Source organism: Candidatus Endoriftia persephonae (assembly GCF_023733635.1).
Lineage (GTDB): Bacteria > Pseudomonadota > Gammaproteobacteria > Chromatiales > Chromatiaceae > Endoriftia > Endoriftia persephonae.
Window position 1 is genome coordinate 2,647,694 of sequence record NZ_CP090569.1, and the last position, 15,708, is coordinate 2,663,401.

14 protein-coding genes are annotated in these 15,708 nt (G+C 60.5%); all 14 read left to right on the forward strand.

The features are described from left to right. The first annotated feature begins 52 nt into the window (after positions 1–52). Complete coding sequence (locus tag L0Y14_RS11955; RefSeq protein WP_005965519.1) at positions 53–1,786, forward strand: FAD-binding protein; 1,734 nt, start codon at positions 53–55, stop codon at positions 1,784–1,786. Positions 1,787–1,826: 40 nt separating this feature from the next. Then, complete coding sequence (locus L0Y14_RS11960; RefSeq protein WP_005965517.1) at positions 1,827–2,234, forward strand: 4Fe-4S dicluster domain-containing protein; 408 nt, start codon at positions 1,827–1,829, stop codon at positions 2,232–2,234. A 7-nt stretch (positions 2,235–2,241) separates the two neighbouring features. Then, positions 2,242–3,120, forward strand: coding sequence for a CoB--CoM heterodisulfide reductase iron-sulfur subunit B family protein (locus L0Y14_RS11965; RefSeq protein ID WP_040819862.1), 879 nt, complete (start codon positions 2,242–2,244; stop codon positions 3,118–3,120). An 11-nt stretch (positions 3,121–3,131) separates the two neighbouring features. After that, positions 3,132–3,392 (forward strand): 4Fe-4S dicluster domain-containing protein, encoded by a 261-nt coding sequence (locus L0Y14_RS11970; RefSeq protein WP_005965512.1) that lies wholly within the window; start codon positions 3,132–3,134, stop codon positions 3,390–3,392. Continuing rightward, positions 3,385–4,551, forward strand: coding sequence for a 2-oxoacid:acceptor oxidoreductase subunit alpha (locus L0Y14_RS11975; RefSeq protein ID WP_006475391.1), 1,167 nt, complete (start codon positions 3,385–3,387; stop codon positions 4,549–4,551). The genes L0Y14_RS11970 and L0Y14_RS11975 overlap by 8 nt, the downstream gene beginning before the upstream one ends. Next, positions 4,548–5,546, forward strand: coding sequence for a 2-oxoacid:ferredoxin oxidoreductase subunit beta (locus tag L0Y14_RS11980; RefSeq protein ID WP_005965509.1), 999 nt, complete (start codon positions 4,548–4,550; stop codon positions 5,544–5,546). The genes L0Y14_RS11975 and L0Y14_RS11980 overlap by 4 nt, the downstream gene beginning before the upstream one ends. Then, the gene (locus tag L0Y14_RS11985) at positions 5,546–6,115 is read left to right on the forward strand and encodes a 2-oxoacid:acceptor oxidoreductase family protein (protein WP_005965508.1); all 570 of its coding nucleotides are present in this window, start codon (positions 5,546–5,548) and stop codon (positions 6,113–6,115) included. The genes L0Y14_RS11980 and L0Y14_RS11985 overlap by 1 nt, the downstream gene beginning before the upstream one ends. Next, positions 6,112–8,061 (forward strand): CoB--CoM heterodisulfide reductase iron-sulfur subunit A family protein, encoded by a 1,950-nt coding sequence (locus L0Y14_RS11990; protein ID WP_005965507.1) that lies wholly within the window; start codon positions 6,112–6,114, stop codon positions 8,059–8,061. The genes L0Y14_RS11985 and L0Y14_RS11990 overlap by 4 nt, the downstream gene beginning before the upstream one ends. Positions 8,062–8,077: 16 nt before the next feature. Beyond that, complete coding sequence (locus tag L0Y14_RS11995) at positions 8,078–8,599, forward strand: hydrogenase iron-sulfur subunit (RefSeq protein ID WP_138921896.1); 522 nt, start codon at positions 8,078–8,080, stop codon at positions 8,597–8,599. Further along, entirely contained in the window at positions 8,599–9,639 is a 1,041-nt protein-coding gene (locus L0Y14_RS12000) for a 4Fe-4S dicluster domain-containing protein (RefSeq protein ID WP_005965505.1), read from the forward strand. The genes L0Y14_RS11995 and L0Y14_RS12000 overlap by 1 nt, the downstream gene beginning before the upstream one ends. A 5-nt stretch (positions 9,640–9,644) precedes the next feature. Beyond that, positions 9,645–10,676, forward strand: a complete 1,032-nt coding sequence (locus L0Y14_RS12005) for a 4Fe-4S dicluster domain-containing protein (protein ID WP_005965504.1) — start codon at positions 9,645–9,647, stop codon at positions 10,674–10,676. Beyond that, positions 10,673–11,497, forward strand: coding sequence for an FAD/NAD(P)-binding protein (locus L0Y14_RS12010; protein ID WP_251859198.1), 825 nt, complete (start codon positions 10,673–10,675; stop codon positions 11,495–11,497). The genes L0Y14_RS12005 and L0Y14_RS12010 overlap by 4 nt, the downstream gene beginning before the upstream one ends. 131 nt (positions 11,498–11,628) lie before the next feature. After that, a complete protein-coding gene (locus tag L0Y14_RS12015; protein WP_040819861.1) occupies positions 11,629–12,900 on the forward strand; it encodes an ATP citrate lyase citrate-binding domain-containing protein in 1,272 nt (423 codons plus the stop codon). 79 nt (positions 12,901–12,979) lie between these two features. Beyond that, on the forward strand, positions 12,980–15,697 hold the full coding sequence (locus L0Y14_RS12020) for a CoA-binding protein (RefSeq protein WP_005962054.1): 2,718 nt from the start codon (positions 12,980–12,982) through the stop codon (positions 15,695–15,697). The last annotated feature ends 11 nt before the right edge of the window (positions 15,698–15,708 follow it).

Below are 15,708 nucleotides of genomic sequence, written 5' to 3' on the forward strand. Positions count from 1 at the left end.
CGTTTAAAGGTCGGTTTCGCGTCGACGACAAGCGTGCTTTCGGAGGAGACGAATGTATCCGGATTATTTGAAGGGTTTGCTTGAAAAGGTAGACCAGACTCGACCCAAAAGGCTGGAACTCGCGAAGGGCAGCGAGCCGGTCTATCCACCGATGAACGCGGCGGAACGGGAAGACGTGCTATCGAAATTCCATCCCGATTCCGCCTCCGCCGCGCGCAGCCGGATCCGCATCGGACCCAACAAGGACGAGGAGCTCACCACTGAGATCACCGAACTCCTCGAAGCCCACTCGATGGTCGATCCGAAGCGGGTGGAGGCACATCTCGCCAACCCCGATTACGAGACTGACATGCTGATCATCGGCGGCGGCGGGGCTGGCTGCTGGGCCGCCATCACCGCCATGAAGAACGGTGTCAACTCGATGATCGCCACCAAGCTCCGTCTTGGCGACGCCAACTCCATGATGTCCGAGGGCGGCATGCAGGCCGCCGTCGCGGCTCAGGATTCACCGACCCGCCACTATCTGGACGCCATCGGCGGCGGCCATTTCGACAACAAGCCGGAACTGGTTCGCGCATTGACCGAGGACGGCCCGGACGTGGTCAGGGAGCTGGAGAACCTGGGCGTCATGTGGGACAAGATGGAGGACGGTTCACTCCAGGTCATGCACGGCGGCGGCACCTCGCGTAAGCGCATGGTCTCCTGCCGCGACTACATCGGCGCCGTCATCATGCGCACGCTGATGGACGAGGTGGAGAACCACCCGGACAAAATCACCATCCGTGAATTCGAGCCGGCCATCGAGCTGCTGTTGGACGATAAGGGCCAGTGCGCCGGCGCCATCCTTTACAACCTCGATACCGAGCAGTTCCTGGTGGTCAGGGCCAAGGCGACGGTGATCGCCACCGGCGGCTTCGGGCGGCTGCATATCCGCGGCTTCGCCACCACCAATCACTACGGCGCCACCGGCGACGGGCTGGTCATGGCCTATCGGGCCGGTGCCAACCTCAAGTTCATGGATTCGGTCCAGTACCATCCCACCGGAGCTGTATACCCCGAGCAGATCGCCGGCTTCCTGATCACCGAGAAAATCCGCGGCGCCGGCGGCCAGCCGCTGAACAAGAACGGAGAACTCTTCGTCTTCCCGCGCGAGCCCCGCGACGTGGAGAGCGCTGCCATCATTCGAGAGTGCAGCAGCGAACGCAACAACGGCGTCGACACCGCCGCCGGTCGCACCGGGGTGTGGCTGGACTCACCGATCATCGACATGATCCACGGCGAAGGCTACACCCGGCACCAGTTCCCCGGCATGTGCCGGGCGTTCGACCGTTACGGCATCGACATCACCAAGCAGCCGATGCTGATCTACCCCTCGCTGCACTATCAGAACGGCGGCGTCGAGATCAACGAGCGTTGCGAGACCAATATTCCGGGCCTGTTCGTCGCCGGAGAGGCCTCAGGCGGCGTCCACGGCCGCAACCGTCTGATGGGCAATTCGGTGCTCGACTACAACGTCTTTGGTCGCCGCGTCGGCAGGCAGGCCAGTGAATACGCCAAGTCGGCGAAGCTCGGCAAGCTCAACCTGGATCATGTGACAGCCTATACCGGGGAGATGATGGAACAGGGCATCGACAGCGATCTGATTTCGCCAGTGATTCTGCCCTCTTATACCCCCGAGGACGTCAGGCTCCAGCAGCTAGCCCGCCTCGGCAATATCCCGGCACGTCACTCCATACTGCGCAGCCGTATCGGTTGCGCTTGCGGCAAAGGGAAGGAGGGCAAGTGATCGGCCCATTGCTGTTCATCACGGGCGCGGGAGAAATCTCATGACGGTGCACGTCTCAAGAGACAAGGTCCACAGCGGATTCACGACCAAGGTTCAGAGGCTCGCCAATCAGAATCTCATGGCCTGCTACCAGTGCGGAAAATGTTCTGCCGGCTGCCCCATGGCCGCCTATATGGACATCCCGCCGAACCAGATGATTCGGCTGGCGCAACTGGGAATGGAGGAGGATCTGCTTAACTGCGAGGCGATCTGGCTCTGTGTCTCCTGCCTGACCTGCAATACGCGCTGTCCCAAGGGGGTTCGGATCGCCGAATTGATCGAGTCCCTGCGCCAGGTAAAGCTGCGCGCACGGCAGGATCACCTGCAAGTGGACAAGATTTCCGCAGAGGATCTGCGCGCCATTCCACCCATTGCTCTCATCGGCAGCATGAGAAAGTTCACCTCGTAGGATTCCCATGAAGCTCAGCTATTATCCCGGTTGCACCCTAAAGAACCACGCCCGGAACTTCGAGGATTCCACTCTGTACGCAATGGACCGGCTTGGGGTGGAGGCGGTGGAGCTGGAACGCTGGAACTGCTGCGGCACCGTCTACTCCCTCTCCGCGGACGATCTGATGCGCCAGGTGGCGCCGATCCGCAACCTGATCCGCGCCAAGGAGGGGGGGAACTCGCAGCTCATGACCGGGTGCTCCATGTGTTTCAATACCCTCAAACGGGCCAATCATCGCGCCCGAACCAATGAAGAAGACCTGGCCCGCATGAATGCCTTCATGTATGACGAGCCGGTCGATTACGAAGGGGATGTCGACGTCCTCCATGTTCTGGAGGTGGTGCGTGATCAGATCGGATTCGATGCCATCCGCGAGCGGGTCGTCAAACCCCTCGAAGGTCTACGCGTGGCCTGTTATTACGGCTGCATGCTGGTGCGGCCCAATGAAGCGGCAATCGACGACACCGAGAACCCCAGTGTGCTTGAGGATCTGATTACGGCCCTGGGTGGCGAGCCAGTGGATTTCAGTCATAAGACTGAGTGCTGTGGCGCCCACCAGACCGTCGACAAGCCCGAAATCGTCGCCGACAAGACTTACGGGATCCTGGGTGCCGCAATGGCGCAGGGTGCGGACACCGTAGCAGTCAGTTGTCCCCTGTGCGCCTTCAATCTGGACCACCGTCAGGAGACAACTCTGAAGCTCCATTCTGACTTCCATACCATGCCGGTCGTTTATTTCTCGCAGCTGATGGCCATCGCCCTCGGGGGTTCCGAGTCGGTACTGAGGCTGGATCTCCATCACACACCTCCCGCCCCCCTGCTGGCCGGGAAGGGTCTGCTCTGAGGAAAACAACGATGGCATTCGGCAAAATCAAAGAGATCACCGGCGTTGTCACCATCAACAAGTCTTGGTGCAAGGGATGCGGCTTCTGCGTCAATTATTGCCCGACCGATGCCCTCGCCATGTCATCTGAATATAACGCCAAGGGATATCATCCCCCGTTCGTCAAATCGCCGGATGATTGCAGGAATTGTGATTTCTGCCAGACGATCTGTCCGGAATTCGCCATTTACGTCACCCGCAAGGCGGAACAAGAGGAGAATGAGAATGCGTAAGACTGCCGCCGACCCAAAAGGCGTACTCGAGGGCTCTCACTTCCTCGACGGCGATCACGCACTTGCCGAAGGGGCGCTGGCGGCCGGATGTCGCTTCTTCGCTGGCTATCCGATCACGCCCTCGACCGAGACCGCCGAACGCTTCGCCGAACGTTGTCCTGCTGCTGGTGGCCTGTTCATCCAGATGGAGGATGAGATTGCGTCCATCGCTGCCCTGGTTGGCGGCGCCTGGGGTGGACGAAAGGTGATGACGGTGACCTCGGGTCCCGGCCTCTCATTGATGATGGAAAATATCGGCCTGGCCGTCATGACGGAGACGCCCATGGTGATCGCCGACGTCCAGCGTGCCGGCCCCTCTACCGGGCTGCCGACCCTCCCCGCCCAACAGGATATGATGCAGATACGCTGGGGATCACACGGCGACTACCGGATTATTGCTCTCTGCCCAGATTCACCGCAGGAGTGTTTCGACCTGGCGGTGGAGGCATTCAACCTGTCGGAAACCTATCGAGTCCCGGTCTTCATCATGGCCGATGAGACCGTCGGCCATATGCACGAGAAGGTGGTCATCCCACCCGCCGAGGAAATCGGGGTGGTGGAGCGCAACTGGCACCAGGGTCCCAAGGCGGATTACCGCCCCTACCAGTTCACCGGCAAGGATGTCGCACCCATGGTCAAGGCGGGTGACGGTTACCGGTTCCACATCACCGGTCTCACCCATGACGAGCGTGGCTATCCAAACCTGACCGTGGAGCAAAACGAAAAGGTTGTCACCCACCTGATCGAGAAGATCGATTCAAACGCCGACAAGATCATCCGGCTCGAGGAGAATGAGGTGGATGGCGCGGAGGTCGTCGTCGTCTCCTACGGCATCACCTCACGGATCGTCTCCCGGGCGGTGCAGTTGGCGCGTGAGGCCGGTATCAAGACGGGATCGCTGCGGCTCATCACCATCTGGCCCTTCGCGGAGAAACGAATCCAGGAGCTGGCCGGCAAGGTGAAGGCGATCGTGGTTCCGGAGATCAATTATGGTCAGATGGTAAGAGAAGTCGAACGCAGTGCGGCCGGCCAGTGCCGCGTCGTCAGTGTCCCCCATTGCGGAGGCGCGGTGCATGATCCCGACGTCATCCTTGACGCTATCATGGAGGCCAGCAAATGAGCATTGAAGTAAATATCGATGAATTCCGTGCAGAGAGTCCGATGACAGATTTCCTCCGCATGGAGCGGATGCCACACATCTGGTGTCCAGGCTGCGGTATCGGCACCGTGGTCAACTCCTTCGCCGAGGCCGTCAAGAAGAGCGGTATTGACATGGACAAGCTGGCGGTGATCTCCGGCATCGGCTGCACCGGTCGGGTCGCCGGCTATGTGAACTTCGACTCCATCCACACTACCCATGGGCGCGCCATCCCCGTCGCCACTGGCCTCAAGCTGGCCAACCCCGATCTCAAGGTAGTGGTGGTCAGCGGTGACGGCGATCTCACGGGTATTGGCGGTAACCACTTCATCCATGCCGCCCGCCGCAACATGGACATCATGGTCATCTGCGTCAACAACTTCACCTACGGCATGACCGGCGGCCAAGTAACCCCGACCACACCGCAGACGGCCAATGCCTCCACCACCCCCTACGGTAACTACGAATATCCCTTCAGCCTGCCGTTTCTGGCGGACGCCTGCGGCGCCACCTACGTGGCGCGCTGGACCTCACTGCATGCGCGCAACATTACCAAATCGATCCGCGAGGCCTTGAACCACAAGGGCTTCTCCTTCATCGAGGTGATTGCCCCCTGCACCACGCTCTATCAGCGCCGCAATCGCCTGGGCGACGGCCTCGATGCCCTCGAGTACTACAAGGAGGAAGCTGGGGTTGAGAAAGAGGTTGACACCCGCGATGTGGGCATCGACTTCCAGAGCGATATCACCATGGGCCGATTCGTTCAGCAGGAGAAGCCAACCTACTACGAGGCAGTCAATGAACGTTACGCCAACGTCCTGGGTGACGACTACCAGCTCTACGGCATGAGCAAGCCCGAACGTGAGGAGAAGGCCAAGCGCGAGGCGGAGGAGAGAGCCAAGGTACAGGCCCTGTTGGACGAGGAAGAGGCCCAGATGATGGCCGAAGATATGGGCGTGGACGAGGAGGGACTCTGATGCATGAGGTCAGATTTTCCGGGTTTGGCGGCCAGGGCATCGTCCGTTGCGCCCTGATCACCGGCAAGGCGCTGTCGATGTATGACGACAAGTTCGCCACCATGACCCAGAGCTTTGGCCCCGAGGCCCGTGGCGGCGCCTGCAGCTCCCAGTTAGTGGTCTCTGAAAATCGGATTCTCTATCCCTACGTGACCCTGCCTGGCGTACTGATCGCACTGTCACAGGATGCCCATGATACCTATGAACCAAAGCTGAGAGACGGCGGCATCCTTATCTACGAGGCAGATCTGGTCAAGCCTAAGGAGGATGTCGGGCGGGTCCAGATGTATCCCGCACCGGTCACCCGCTTCGCGGAAGATCTCGGCAACCGCCTGTTCGCCAACCTGGTGACCCTCGGTTGCTTCTCCGCCATCACCAGGATCGTGACCCCGGAGGCGATGAAGCAGGCCCTGCCAGGGCTGGTCCCGGACCGATTTCTCGAGGTCAACAAGAAAGCCTTCGACAAGGGTTATGAATACGGGCTCGAATTGCTGGACAAGAAGCCGCTCGTTACTGGGGAAACGAAATGACAAAACGCACCGGTGTCTTTGTTTGCCACTGCGGTAAAAATATTGCCGCCACTGTCGACGTCAAAAAGGTCGCGCAGGAGCTGGCCAAAGACGACGGTGTCGTTTTCTCCGAGGATTATGTCTACATGTGCTCGGACCCAGGCCAGGGTGCCGTAATCGATGCCATCAAGGAGAACGACCTCAATGGCATGGTGATCTCCTGCTGTTCACCGACCCTGCACGAAAAGACCTTCCGCGACGCCTCCGAGCTGGGCGACCTCAACGCCTTCCAATGCGAGATTGCCAATATCCGCGAGCAGTGCGCCTGGGTCCATAATGACATGGAGGTGGCCACCGAAAAGGCCCTCAAGATCACCCGCGCGGCGGTGCGTCGCGTCCAACGCAACCAAGCGCTCGAGCCTATCGGCGTTCCGGTGACCCGCCGGGCCCTGGTGGTTGGCGGTGGCATCGCCGGCATTCAGGCCGCGCTCGATCTGACCGATGCCGGCCTCGACGTAGTCCTGGTGGAAAAACAGGCGACCATCGGCGGCAACATGCTCAAACTATCGGAGACCTTCCCGACTCTCGACTGCTCCCAGTGCATCCTCTCACCGAAAATGGTCTCGGTCTCGAAAAACCCCAAGATCAAGCTGATGACCGAGAGCGAGGTGGAGAGCATCTCCGGCTTCGTCGGCAACTTCAAAGTCAAGATCAAGAAAAAGGCGCAGTTCGTCGATCCCGAGCTGTGCAAGCTCTGCGACGACTGCACCCCGGTCTGTCCGGTCGCCGTACCCAATGAATATGATATCGGCCTGACCAACCGCCGCGCCATCCATATCCCCTTCGCCCAGGCAATTCCGGCCTCCTTTACCTTGGATGAAGAGGCCTGCCTGGGCCTCGATCCGGTGGTCTGCGGCAAGTGTGAGGAGGTCTGTGAGGTCGGGGCCATCGATTACGATAAGCGGCCAACCGTCACCGAGGAAGAGGTGGGGGCCATCGTCGTCGCCACCGGCTTCGATCTCTACGGCATGGAAAATCTGGGTGAATACGGCGGCGGGCGCTACACTGACGTGCTCGACGGCCTCCAGTTCGAGCGTCTCTGCTCGGCTTCCGGCGCCACCGAGGGCCATATCCTGCGGCCATCGGATCACAAGGTGCCCAAGGAGGTAGTCTTCATCCAGTGTTCCGGCTCGCGTGATCCGGAGAACCACTGCGCCTACTGCTCGAAGATCTGCTGCATGTACACGGCCAAGCATGCCACCCTCTACAAGCATCATGTCCCCGACGGGCAGGCCTATATCTTCTACATCGACATCCGCTCCGGCGGCAAGGGCTACGAGGAGTTCGTGCAGCGCTCGATGGAGAATGACGGCGTGATCTACCTGCGTGGTCGGGTCTCCAAAGTCTATGAGAAGGACGGCAAGCTCAAGGTGCTGGGCGTCGATACCCTGGCGGGACGCAACGTCGAGATCGACGCCGACATGGTGGTCCTGGCCCAGGCAATGCAACCCTCCACGGGCACCGCCGAGATCGCCAAGATCCTGAAGATCGGCCGCGACAAGGACGGCTTCCTGGCCGAGGCCCATCCGAAACTAAAACCGGTGGAAAGTGTGACTGCGGGCATCTTCCTCGCCGGCACCGCCCAGGGGCCGAAGGATATCCCGGAGACGGTCAGCCAGGCGAGCGCCGCCGCCAGTAAGGTCATCGCCCTGCTCTCCAAGGATGAGCTGGCGCACAGCCCAATGGTGGCCAAGGTCAGAGATCCCTACTGCACCGGCTGCCAGATGTGCGTCGATGCCTGTCCCTTCGAGGCCATCGATCTGGTGGACGGCAAGGCCAGGGTCAACGAGGTGCTGTGCGAGGGGTGCGGCTCCTGCGCAGGCGTCTGCGTGCGCGCCGCCATTGACGTCAAGAACGTCACTCAGCTTCAGATTCACGAAATGATCAGCGCCATAATGGCGGCATAATGGGAGGATGATTCAGGTGTCGAACTCATCGCAATCCACCGCAGCGGAACCACAGGAATTCGAGCCACGTATCGTGGCCTTCCTGTGCAAGTGGTGTTCGTCCGCCGGCAGCGACCTGGCCGGTGTGTCGCGCATCCAGTATCCGGCAAACGCCACGCCGATCACCATTCCCTGCTCGGGAGCGGTGTCGCCCATGTATATCCTCTCTGCCTTCAACAAGGGGGCGGACGGCGTGCTGGTTTCAGGTTGTCACCCCGGCGACTGCCACTACATGGAAGGGAACTTCCTGAGCCGCCGCAAACTGTACCTGGTGCGGAATCTGCTCCAGTTCATCGGTTTGGAATCGGATCGCTTCCGCATGTCCTGGGTCTCGGCCGCCGAGGGCGCCAAATTCGCAGAAGTGGTCGAAGAATTCGTCAGTGATCTCCGCACGCTCGGCCCCCAGAACAGACTCGCCGCGCAAAGACGCACTAATGCCGCGGGTGCAGAAGGTGCTGAAGCGGTCAGGACGTTGAAAGCGACCAAGGCGAAACGCTGATGGTCAATGTCGAAGAACTCCGCGACTACGCCGCCGGTCTCTTGGAGCAGGAGCAGGTCAAGTCCGTGATCGGCTTTCGCAGGGGCACCGCCGGCGCCCTGGCCGAACCCTGCACCATCACCTCGGCGGCCGAGGCCGCAAGCCTGGTGTGGGACCCCACCTGCCTTAATAATCTGGCGCTCTACCTGGTTAATGACAGCAAGCAGCAGGCGGCCGCCAAGACCCCCGATAACCGTCCCGTCGGCATCGTCGCCAAGGGCTGCGACAGCCGCGCTGTCGGCGTTTTGCTGCAGGAGAATTATTTCAAGCGCGAGGACGTGGTGGTGATCGGCGTCTCCTGTGAAGGCACGGGCGTCATCGACCCGAGGAAGCTCTCCGCCAAGCTGAAGGGCAGGACAGCGAGCCAGGTGGAATTCGCCGGCGCCGATGACTTCAAGATCAGCATGCATGGTGATGAAAGCGAAACTGTCATCCCCGCACGAGAGATTTTGGCCGATCGTTGCCTCGAATGTCGGGCGGCCACACCAAAGCTGCATGACGTCCTCTTCGGCGAGGCAGTCGAAGAACGCGGTTTCGACGAACCCTTCCGCGCCGTCAAGGAAGCGGAGAAGGCCTCCGAGGATGAGCGTTGGGCGACCTGGGGGCGCCACTTCGATCGCTGCCTGCGTTGCTTTGCTTGTCGCTCGGTCTGCCCGATGTGCTACTGCCCGGAGTGCGTGGTCGACAGCACGACATTCGTGATCACACCGGCAACCAGCGCCGAGGAGAAGGCCAGCCGCATCCGCTGGTGTGAACGTTCGGCAAACACCTCCGAGAGCGCGGTCTACCTCCTGACGCGCGCCATTCACCTGGCCGGCCGCTGCGTCGATTGCGGTGAATGCGAGCGGGTCTGCCCGGTCAACATCCCGCTTCGCTTGCTCAACACCAAGCTCGAAATGGAGGCCTTCGAGACGTTCGAGTACCAGGCAGGATACGATATCGAACAGCCCTCGCTGCTTTCGTCCTTCCGGGACGAAGATCCCAACAGTTTCATCAGGTAGCTCCCATGGAAAAGATCCTTAGCCAGGAAAAACTCAGGGAGTGGGTCGATACACTCGACGACTGTGAGGTGCATGCCCCCGCCTTCGCCGACTCGGTTTGGAACTATGCCAGAGTTGATGCCGGTGCCGATATCGACCTCTCTCATAGCAACACCATTCGCTCCGTCAAGGAGTTTGCCTTCCCGCAACGTGAGGTTTTCTTCCGCTTCGAAACGAAAGACGGCGTTCCACTGCTGACCTCGACCCTGCCCAATCCAAAACCCACTGTGGTGTTCGGCGTGCGGCCCTGTGACGGCAGGGGCATGCCCCGTAACGACACGGTGTTCAGCAAAGAGTTCGAGGACCCCTATTATTGGGCAAGACGGGAGAAGCTAACCCTGGTCGGCCTGGCCTGCAACGAGCCCCACTCCCCCAACTGCTTTTGTCAATCGGTCGGCGGTTCGCCGCACTCCGAGGAGGGCCTCGACATCCTGATGACCGACCTGGGCGACCGGTTCCACGTCAAGGGAATCACGGCGAAGGGAGTGGAGATCATGGAGCGCGGTCGCAACACCTTCGATGAGGTTCATGACGGCGATTTGGCCGAGGTCGAGAAGGTTCACGACGCATCACGCAGTCATCCCCAGCGCCCCATCGGCGACCTGGACGCCATTCCCGAGGCGATCCGCAGCCACTTCGATTCCCCGCTGTGGGACGAGATGGCACAGCATTGTATCGGCTGCGGCATCTGCACTTTCCTCTGTCCGACTTGCCACTGCTTCGATATCAACGACGAAGTGGCCGGCCCGAACGCCGACAAGGGTGAGCGAGTAAGAACCTGGGACAACTGTCAGTTCCCAGACTTCACCATGCATACCTCGGGACACAACCCCCGGGGCGACCTCGGCTCGCGCCTGCGTCAGCGGGTCAGCCACAAATTCCTTTATTTCGTCGAGAACCACGAGACCCAACAGTGTACGGGCTGCGGCCGGTGCATCTCGGAATGTCCGGTTGGGATCGACATTGTCGCGGTCTTGGAGAGGGTGGACCAAGCATGACGGACAACATCTATCTTCCACAGATTGGACGCATCACCGGTATTGAGGAAGAGACCCGCGGCGCCAGGGCGATCAAGACCTTCAAAGTCGAGTTCCCGAACGACGACGGTTTCGAGCACGCCTGCGGCCAGTGCGCCATGCTGTCGATCTTCGGCAGGGGCGAGTCGATGATCTCGATCGCCTCCTCGCCGCTGGTCAAGGAGTATAAACAGTTCAGCATCATGAAGATGGGGCGGGTCACCACCGCCTTCCACGACGCCAAGATCGGCGATCTCATCGGTATCCGCGGCCCCTACGGCAACCAGTTTCCCCTGGATGACTGGAAGGGCCGAGATCTGGTCTTCATCGGCGGTGGCGTCGGCCTGGCGCCGATCTGGCCGGTGATCCAGACGGCGGTGGCGCAGCGCGAGGACTTCGGCAAGATTACCGTCTTCTATGGCGCCCGCACCTCCAGCGACATCATGTACAAGGCCGATTTCGAAAAGCTTAAGGAGTCCGCCGAGGTGCAACTCTCGGTGGACGCCCCCGAGGAGGGCTGGCAGGGCTATACGGGGTTTGTTCCGGCCAACCTGATGGACAAGGCACCGTCGCCCGATAGCGCCGTCGCCATTACCTGTGGCCCGCCGATAATGATAAAGTTCGTGATCCAAAATCTGCAAGCGCTGGGCTTCGCGGACGAGCAGATCTACACCACGATTGAAAACAAGATGAAGTGTGGCGTCGGCAAGTGCGGCCGTTGCAACATGGGCAAAGACTACGTCTGCGTAAAGGGCCCAGTCTACTCCTGGGCCGAGCTTAGGAGCCTGCCACAAGAATACTAGAAACCATGTGGCTATTCCCTAGAGGAACAGAGAGAGTTCAGAGATTTCCCCGGTTTTCTCTGTGATCTCCGTGCCTCAGCGGTGGGCGGAATGGTTACGAAACTATATAGAGTGTTAAGGGGACAGATGTAATGAACATCACTGGGATGCGTTACGGCGCGAAACTCCTGGATATTGTCGGCTTCCCCCGGTCCGAGATATTGGGGCCGGAAGCGAGCGATCAAGAGATCAAAGACCTGATAGATCGTTGCGGCGAAGTTTTCGTCAAGCCCATCTTCAAGGGCGGCGTTGGCAAGAAGGGTAAGGCCGGTCTGCTGGGCCGGGCCAAGGACCTGAGCCACGCCATGCAAGAGAAGGCGCGGCTCTATTTCGCCGAGCACTTCCACAACAATACCCTGAGCAAGGCCGAAGGCGTTACATTCGAGGGAGCGGTGCCGGCCAAGTACGAGATCTACTTCTCCATCACCGACAGTACGGAGTTCCGAGCGCCGACCATCACCATCACTCACCACGGCGGCATGGATATAGAGGAGTTGCCCCCGGAGAAGATTGCCAGCATCCCCTTCGATCCTCTCACCGGGCTGAAGGGTTTTGTCGTTTCCAATGCACTGAAGCGCCTTGGCGCTCCCAGTGAGCTGATCAGCCCGCTGGTGCAGAACCTGCCCAAGCTCTGGGATCTGTACCACAACTACGGCATGACTACCCTGGAGCTGAATCCGATCCGCATGATGCCCAACGGGAAAGGACGCCTGGTCCCGGTGGCCTGCGACTTCAAGGGTTCCTTCGACGACGATGATCCCAACGTCGATCGTCTGGGGCTGCCAGATGATCTGGATACCTCCAGCTACTCCAGTTTCGAGCAGGAGGTGAACTCGCTGCGCACCTACCAGGGCCAGTCCGACGTGTTCGTCGTCAATGAAGCGGGCAGCATAACCGCCATGACCTTCGGCGGCGGGGCCAACGCCCTGGTGACCGAACTGCTGGGAGACGCGGCCACCATCTCCTCCGACTTCGGCGGTAACCCGCCCTACGCCAAGATGCACGACATCAGCCGTATCGTTTACAAATATTGGCTGAAGCAGTCCAACGTGCTCTTCATCATCGGCGGCAAGGCCAACAATACCGATATCTATGAGACCTTCCGCGCCATGGCGGATGCGTTGCGGGACCATTTCAACGCTCATGGCCCGACCCCGCTCTACGTGGTGGTGGGAAGGGGCGGCCCCAACGTAATCCGCGGCATGGGCTATATGCAGGATACCCTGGATGCCTTGGGCATTCCTTACCAGATGTTCGGCTTCGACTCCGCCATGAGTGAGGTGGTCAACTTCGCCCAGGCGGCCAACGATTGGATGACACAGGGCGGCCGCGACACCATCGCCAAAAAACTGGGTATCTCCTGAGAGCCGTTCAAGATATTCACAAAGCATTTCCGGACATGGCCGGTACAAAAGGCCGTGTAATAACGAGGGAACCAAAATCATGCATCCGCAAGGTGTAGCCGCCTTTCCCCACTACTACGTGGGCATCAACTCTCTGTCGGAACTGGCCACCAAAGATGACCGGGTCTGTGTCCTCAACATCACCGGTGGTGAGAGCCGTACCGTAACCCCTGTGAGCCACATCTACTCCGGCGGCAATATCGTCTGTGGAACCGCCCCCGGGCGCTCCGGCTCCAAGATGAAGACCGCCATCGGTGAAATCCCGGTCTACGACAACGTGGCCGAGGCCGTTGACGACGGCTGTGAATTCAATGTGGCGGTGGTCTATCTACCGCCGTCTGGCGTGCGTGACGGGGTGATCGAGGCGGTGCGGGTCAACCCCAATCTGAAAAAGATCGTCATCCTCACCGAGAAGGTGCCGGTACGTGACGCCCGCGTCATCCGCGCCATCGGCCAGATGCACGGCATCGATATCTTCGGCGCCAACTGTCTTGGCCTGGCCGACGCCCACAACCATATCCGCATCGGCGGCGCCTTGGGCGGCAGCGCCCCGGAGGAGTCTCTGCTCCCCGGCTCCGTGGCCATCTACTCCAACTCCGGTAACTTCACCACCACCATTGCGGTCTACCTGGCTACCGCCGGTTGGGGCAGCACAGTCTCCTTCTCCTCCGGCAAGGATCTCTACATCCACTACTCCGCGCAGGAGTGGACCTACGCATTCCACAACGATGACCGCTCCAAAGCCGCGGTGATGTATGTCGAACCAGGCGGCTACTATGAGCGTGATCTCGAATTCGAGAAGCCGGTGATCGCGTGCGTGGTGGGCCGCTGGAAGGCAAAACTGACCAAAGCCTGCGGTCACGCCGGCGCCATCGCCGGTTCCGGTGACAATGCCGTCGCCAAGGAAGAGTGGTTCATGGAGAAGTTCGGCGTCGACGCCATCTTCACCCCGGACAACCCCGTCTGCTCCGAGAAAGGCGCAGTCGTGGTCAACATTGCCCACATCCCGGCCGCCATGACCGCCGTGATGGAGAAGCGAGGCGCCAAACCTGACTTCGAACCCGTGGGCGACCTCTCCCTCAAGTGCTGGTTCAGCAACACTCAGGGAATCGACCTGCCGGATCACCTGAATCCGCCGGTGGTAGAGGCGATGGCCCCCTACAACGAGCAGATCGCCGGCCTCAGCGAGCAAGTGGGCATCGTCTTTCCGCGTCAGACCATGAAGGACGCCTCTGGCGCTTCCATGATGGACCCCAAGACCCAGGTGACCAGAGTCCATGGCACCAGCGTGCTGGACGCCTCCACCCACAGTTTCGAAGAGAACCTGGTGCAGAGCCTGATCCGCGAGTACCCGGATGAGAATGGCACAGCCCTGGCCAACGTCGCCCTGAACGCCTTCGTCAACCAGGCGGGCAGCATCGGCCTGGCGGCTACGGACGCCTCCCGTGAGGCGGGCAACAGCCCCAACACCGCGCTAGCGACCGCCGTCGCCATGGTGGGCCCAAAGGAGGTGGAGGCCTCCCGCAACGCTGCCACCACCATGATGGAGCTGTTCAAGAAAGCAGGCATCGAAGATCCGACCGACACCAGCGCCGATATCTCTGAGCAGCTGGAAGCCGCTGACCCGTCGATCTTCGTCTCCGACAACGCCTGTGAACGCGGAACCGCCATGCTGGCCGCCATCGAGGCACGGGGCGCCAAGTCGATCTTTATCGATTTCTTGAAGGCCCTCGCCGAAAAGGCCGGCGGACATGTTCGTGGACAGGTGGTCCTGGCCGCTATTACCGTGCATCTGGCCTGGAAGCCGCTGATGCGCAAGCGTCTCTCCGCCACCACTATCAGCACCATGCCTTGGCACTTCCGCATCTTCAGCACCCTGATCGGCTCCGCCGCCGGCGGCGCTCAGCAGCGTGAAGGCAGCTTCTATAGCGTCGCCGACAGCGACCTAATGAGCGGCTGGAGCTTCACCGAGACCGCCCACCTGGCGCTGCTGGGCAATCGCCCGAATGCAGAGGCGCTGTACGCCTTCTCCGTGCTGCTAGGGCTGATCATCTCCAACGGCCCCGGCACCATCTCTGCCCAGGGCGCCAAGGGCGCGGTCAGCGCCGACGGTCCCGAGGCCCCGGAACGGGTGCAGGTCAACAAAGGCTATATCGGTTTCCTCACCCATACCGGTTTCGCCCACGGCGGCAACGGCTTTGAGGCCATCGCCTTCCTACTGGACCGCTTCCGCGACTCTGGTCTGAGTGACCCCGGCGACGAAGGCCACGGCCTAGAGCTGGCCGGCATGGCCACGGATTACGCCAAGGCATACAAGGCGTATAAGACCAAGGCCAAGGCGGAAGGCAACCTCTCCTACGCCAAGATCCCCTGCGTGAACCACCCGGTGTTCAAGAACAAGGAGGTCAACTACGATCCCCGCGAGGTGTTCGTCAACGACTTGTTCAAGCAGCGCGGCAGCTACAACGTCTTCCACGAGTTCTACCATGAACTGGTCGAAGCCCTGTTCAAGACCGGCGTCAGCCGTAACGTCTACTGCGTCAACGTGGACGCCGTGATCGCGGTGATTCTACTGAAGATGCTGTGGCGGCCTTACGCGGATGGAGAGATCAGCGACGCGACCATGGAATCTGCCGCCTTCACCACGTTCCTGTTTGGCCGCATGATCGGCTCCGCCGCGGAGATCGATGACCATACCAACCGCGGCCGAAATATGGATACGCGGACACCGGCATCCCGCTGTTCCTATGTTTCCTAGCGAAGAATTTG

What these genes read in the sequence shown, in the direction of transcription:
- L0Y14_RS11955 (WP_005965519.1), top strand. Translation starts at nt 53, where the DNA reads ATGTATCCGGATTATTTGAAGGGTTTGCTTGAAAAGGTAGACCAGACT.
- L0Y14_RS12010 (WP_251859198.1), top strand. Translation starts at nt 10,673, where the DNA reads ATGACGGACAACATCTATCTTCCACAGATTGGACGCATCACCGGTATT.
- L0Y14_RS11975 (WP_006475391.1), top strand. Translation starts at nt 3,385, where the DNA reads ATGCGTAAGACTGCCGCCGACCCAAAAGGCGTACTCGAGGGCTCTCAC.
- L0Y14_RS12015 (WP_040819861.1), top strand. Translation starts at nt 11,629, where the DNA reads ATGAACATCACTGGGATGCGTTACGGCGCGAAACTCCTGGATATTGTC.
- L0Y14_RS11970 (WP_005965512.1), top strand. Translation starts at nt 3,132, where the DNA reads ATGGCATTCGGCAAAATCAAAGAGATCACCGGCGTTGTCACCATCAAC.
- L0Y14_RS12005 (WP_005965504.1), top strand. Translation starts at nt 9,645, where the DNA reads ATGGAAAAGATCCTTAGCCAGGAAAAACTCAGGGAGTGGGTCGATACA.
- L0Y14_RS11990 (WP_005965507.1), top strand. Translation starts at nt 6,112, where the DNA reads ATGACAAAACGCACCGGTGTCTTTGTTTGCCACTGCGGTAAAAATATT.
- L0Y14_RS11965 (WP_040819862.1), top strand. Translation starts at nt 2,242, where the DNA reads ATGAAGCTCAGCTATTATCCCGGTTGCACCCTAAAGAACCACGCCCGG.
- L0Y14_RS11960 (WP_005965517.1), top strand. Translation starts at nt 1,827, where the DNA reads ATGACGGTGCACGTCTCAAGAGACAAGGTCCACAGCGGATTCACGACC.
- L0Y14_RS11980 (WP_005965509.1), top strand. Translation starts at nt 4,548, where the DNA reads ATGAGCATTGAAGTAAATATCGATGAATTCCGTGCAGAGAGTCCGATG.
- L0Y14_RS11985 (WP_005965508.1), top strand. Translation starts at nt 5,546, where the DNA reads ATGCATGAGGTCAGATTTTCCGGGTTTGGCGGCCAGGGCATCGTCCGT.
- L0Y14_RS12000 (WP_005965505.1), top strand. Translation starts at nt 8,599, where the DNA reads ATGGTCAATGTCGAAGAACTCCGCGACTACGCCGCCGGTCTCTTGGAG.
- L0Y14_RS12020 (WP_005962054.1), top strand. Translation starts at nt 12,980, where the DNA reads ATGCATCCGCAAGGTGTAGCCGCCTTTCCCCACTACTACGTGGGCATC.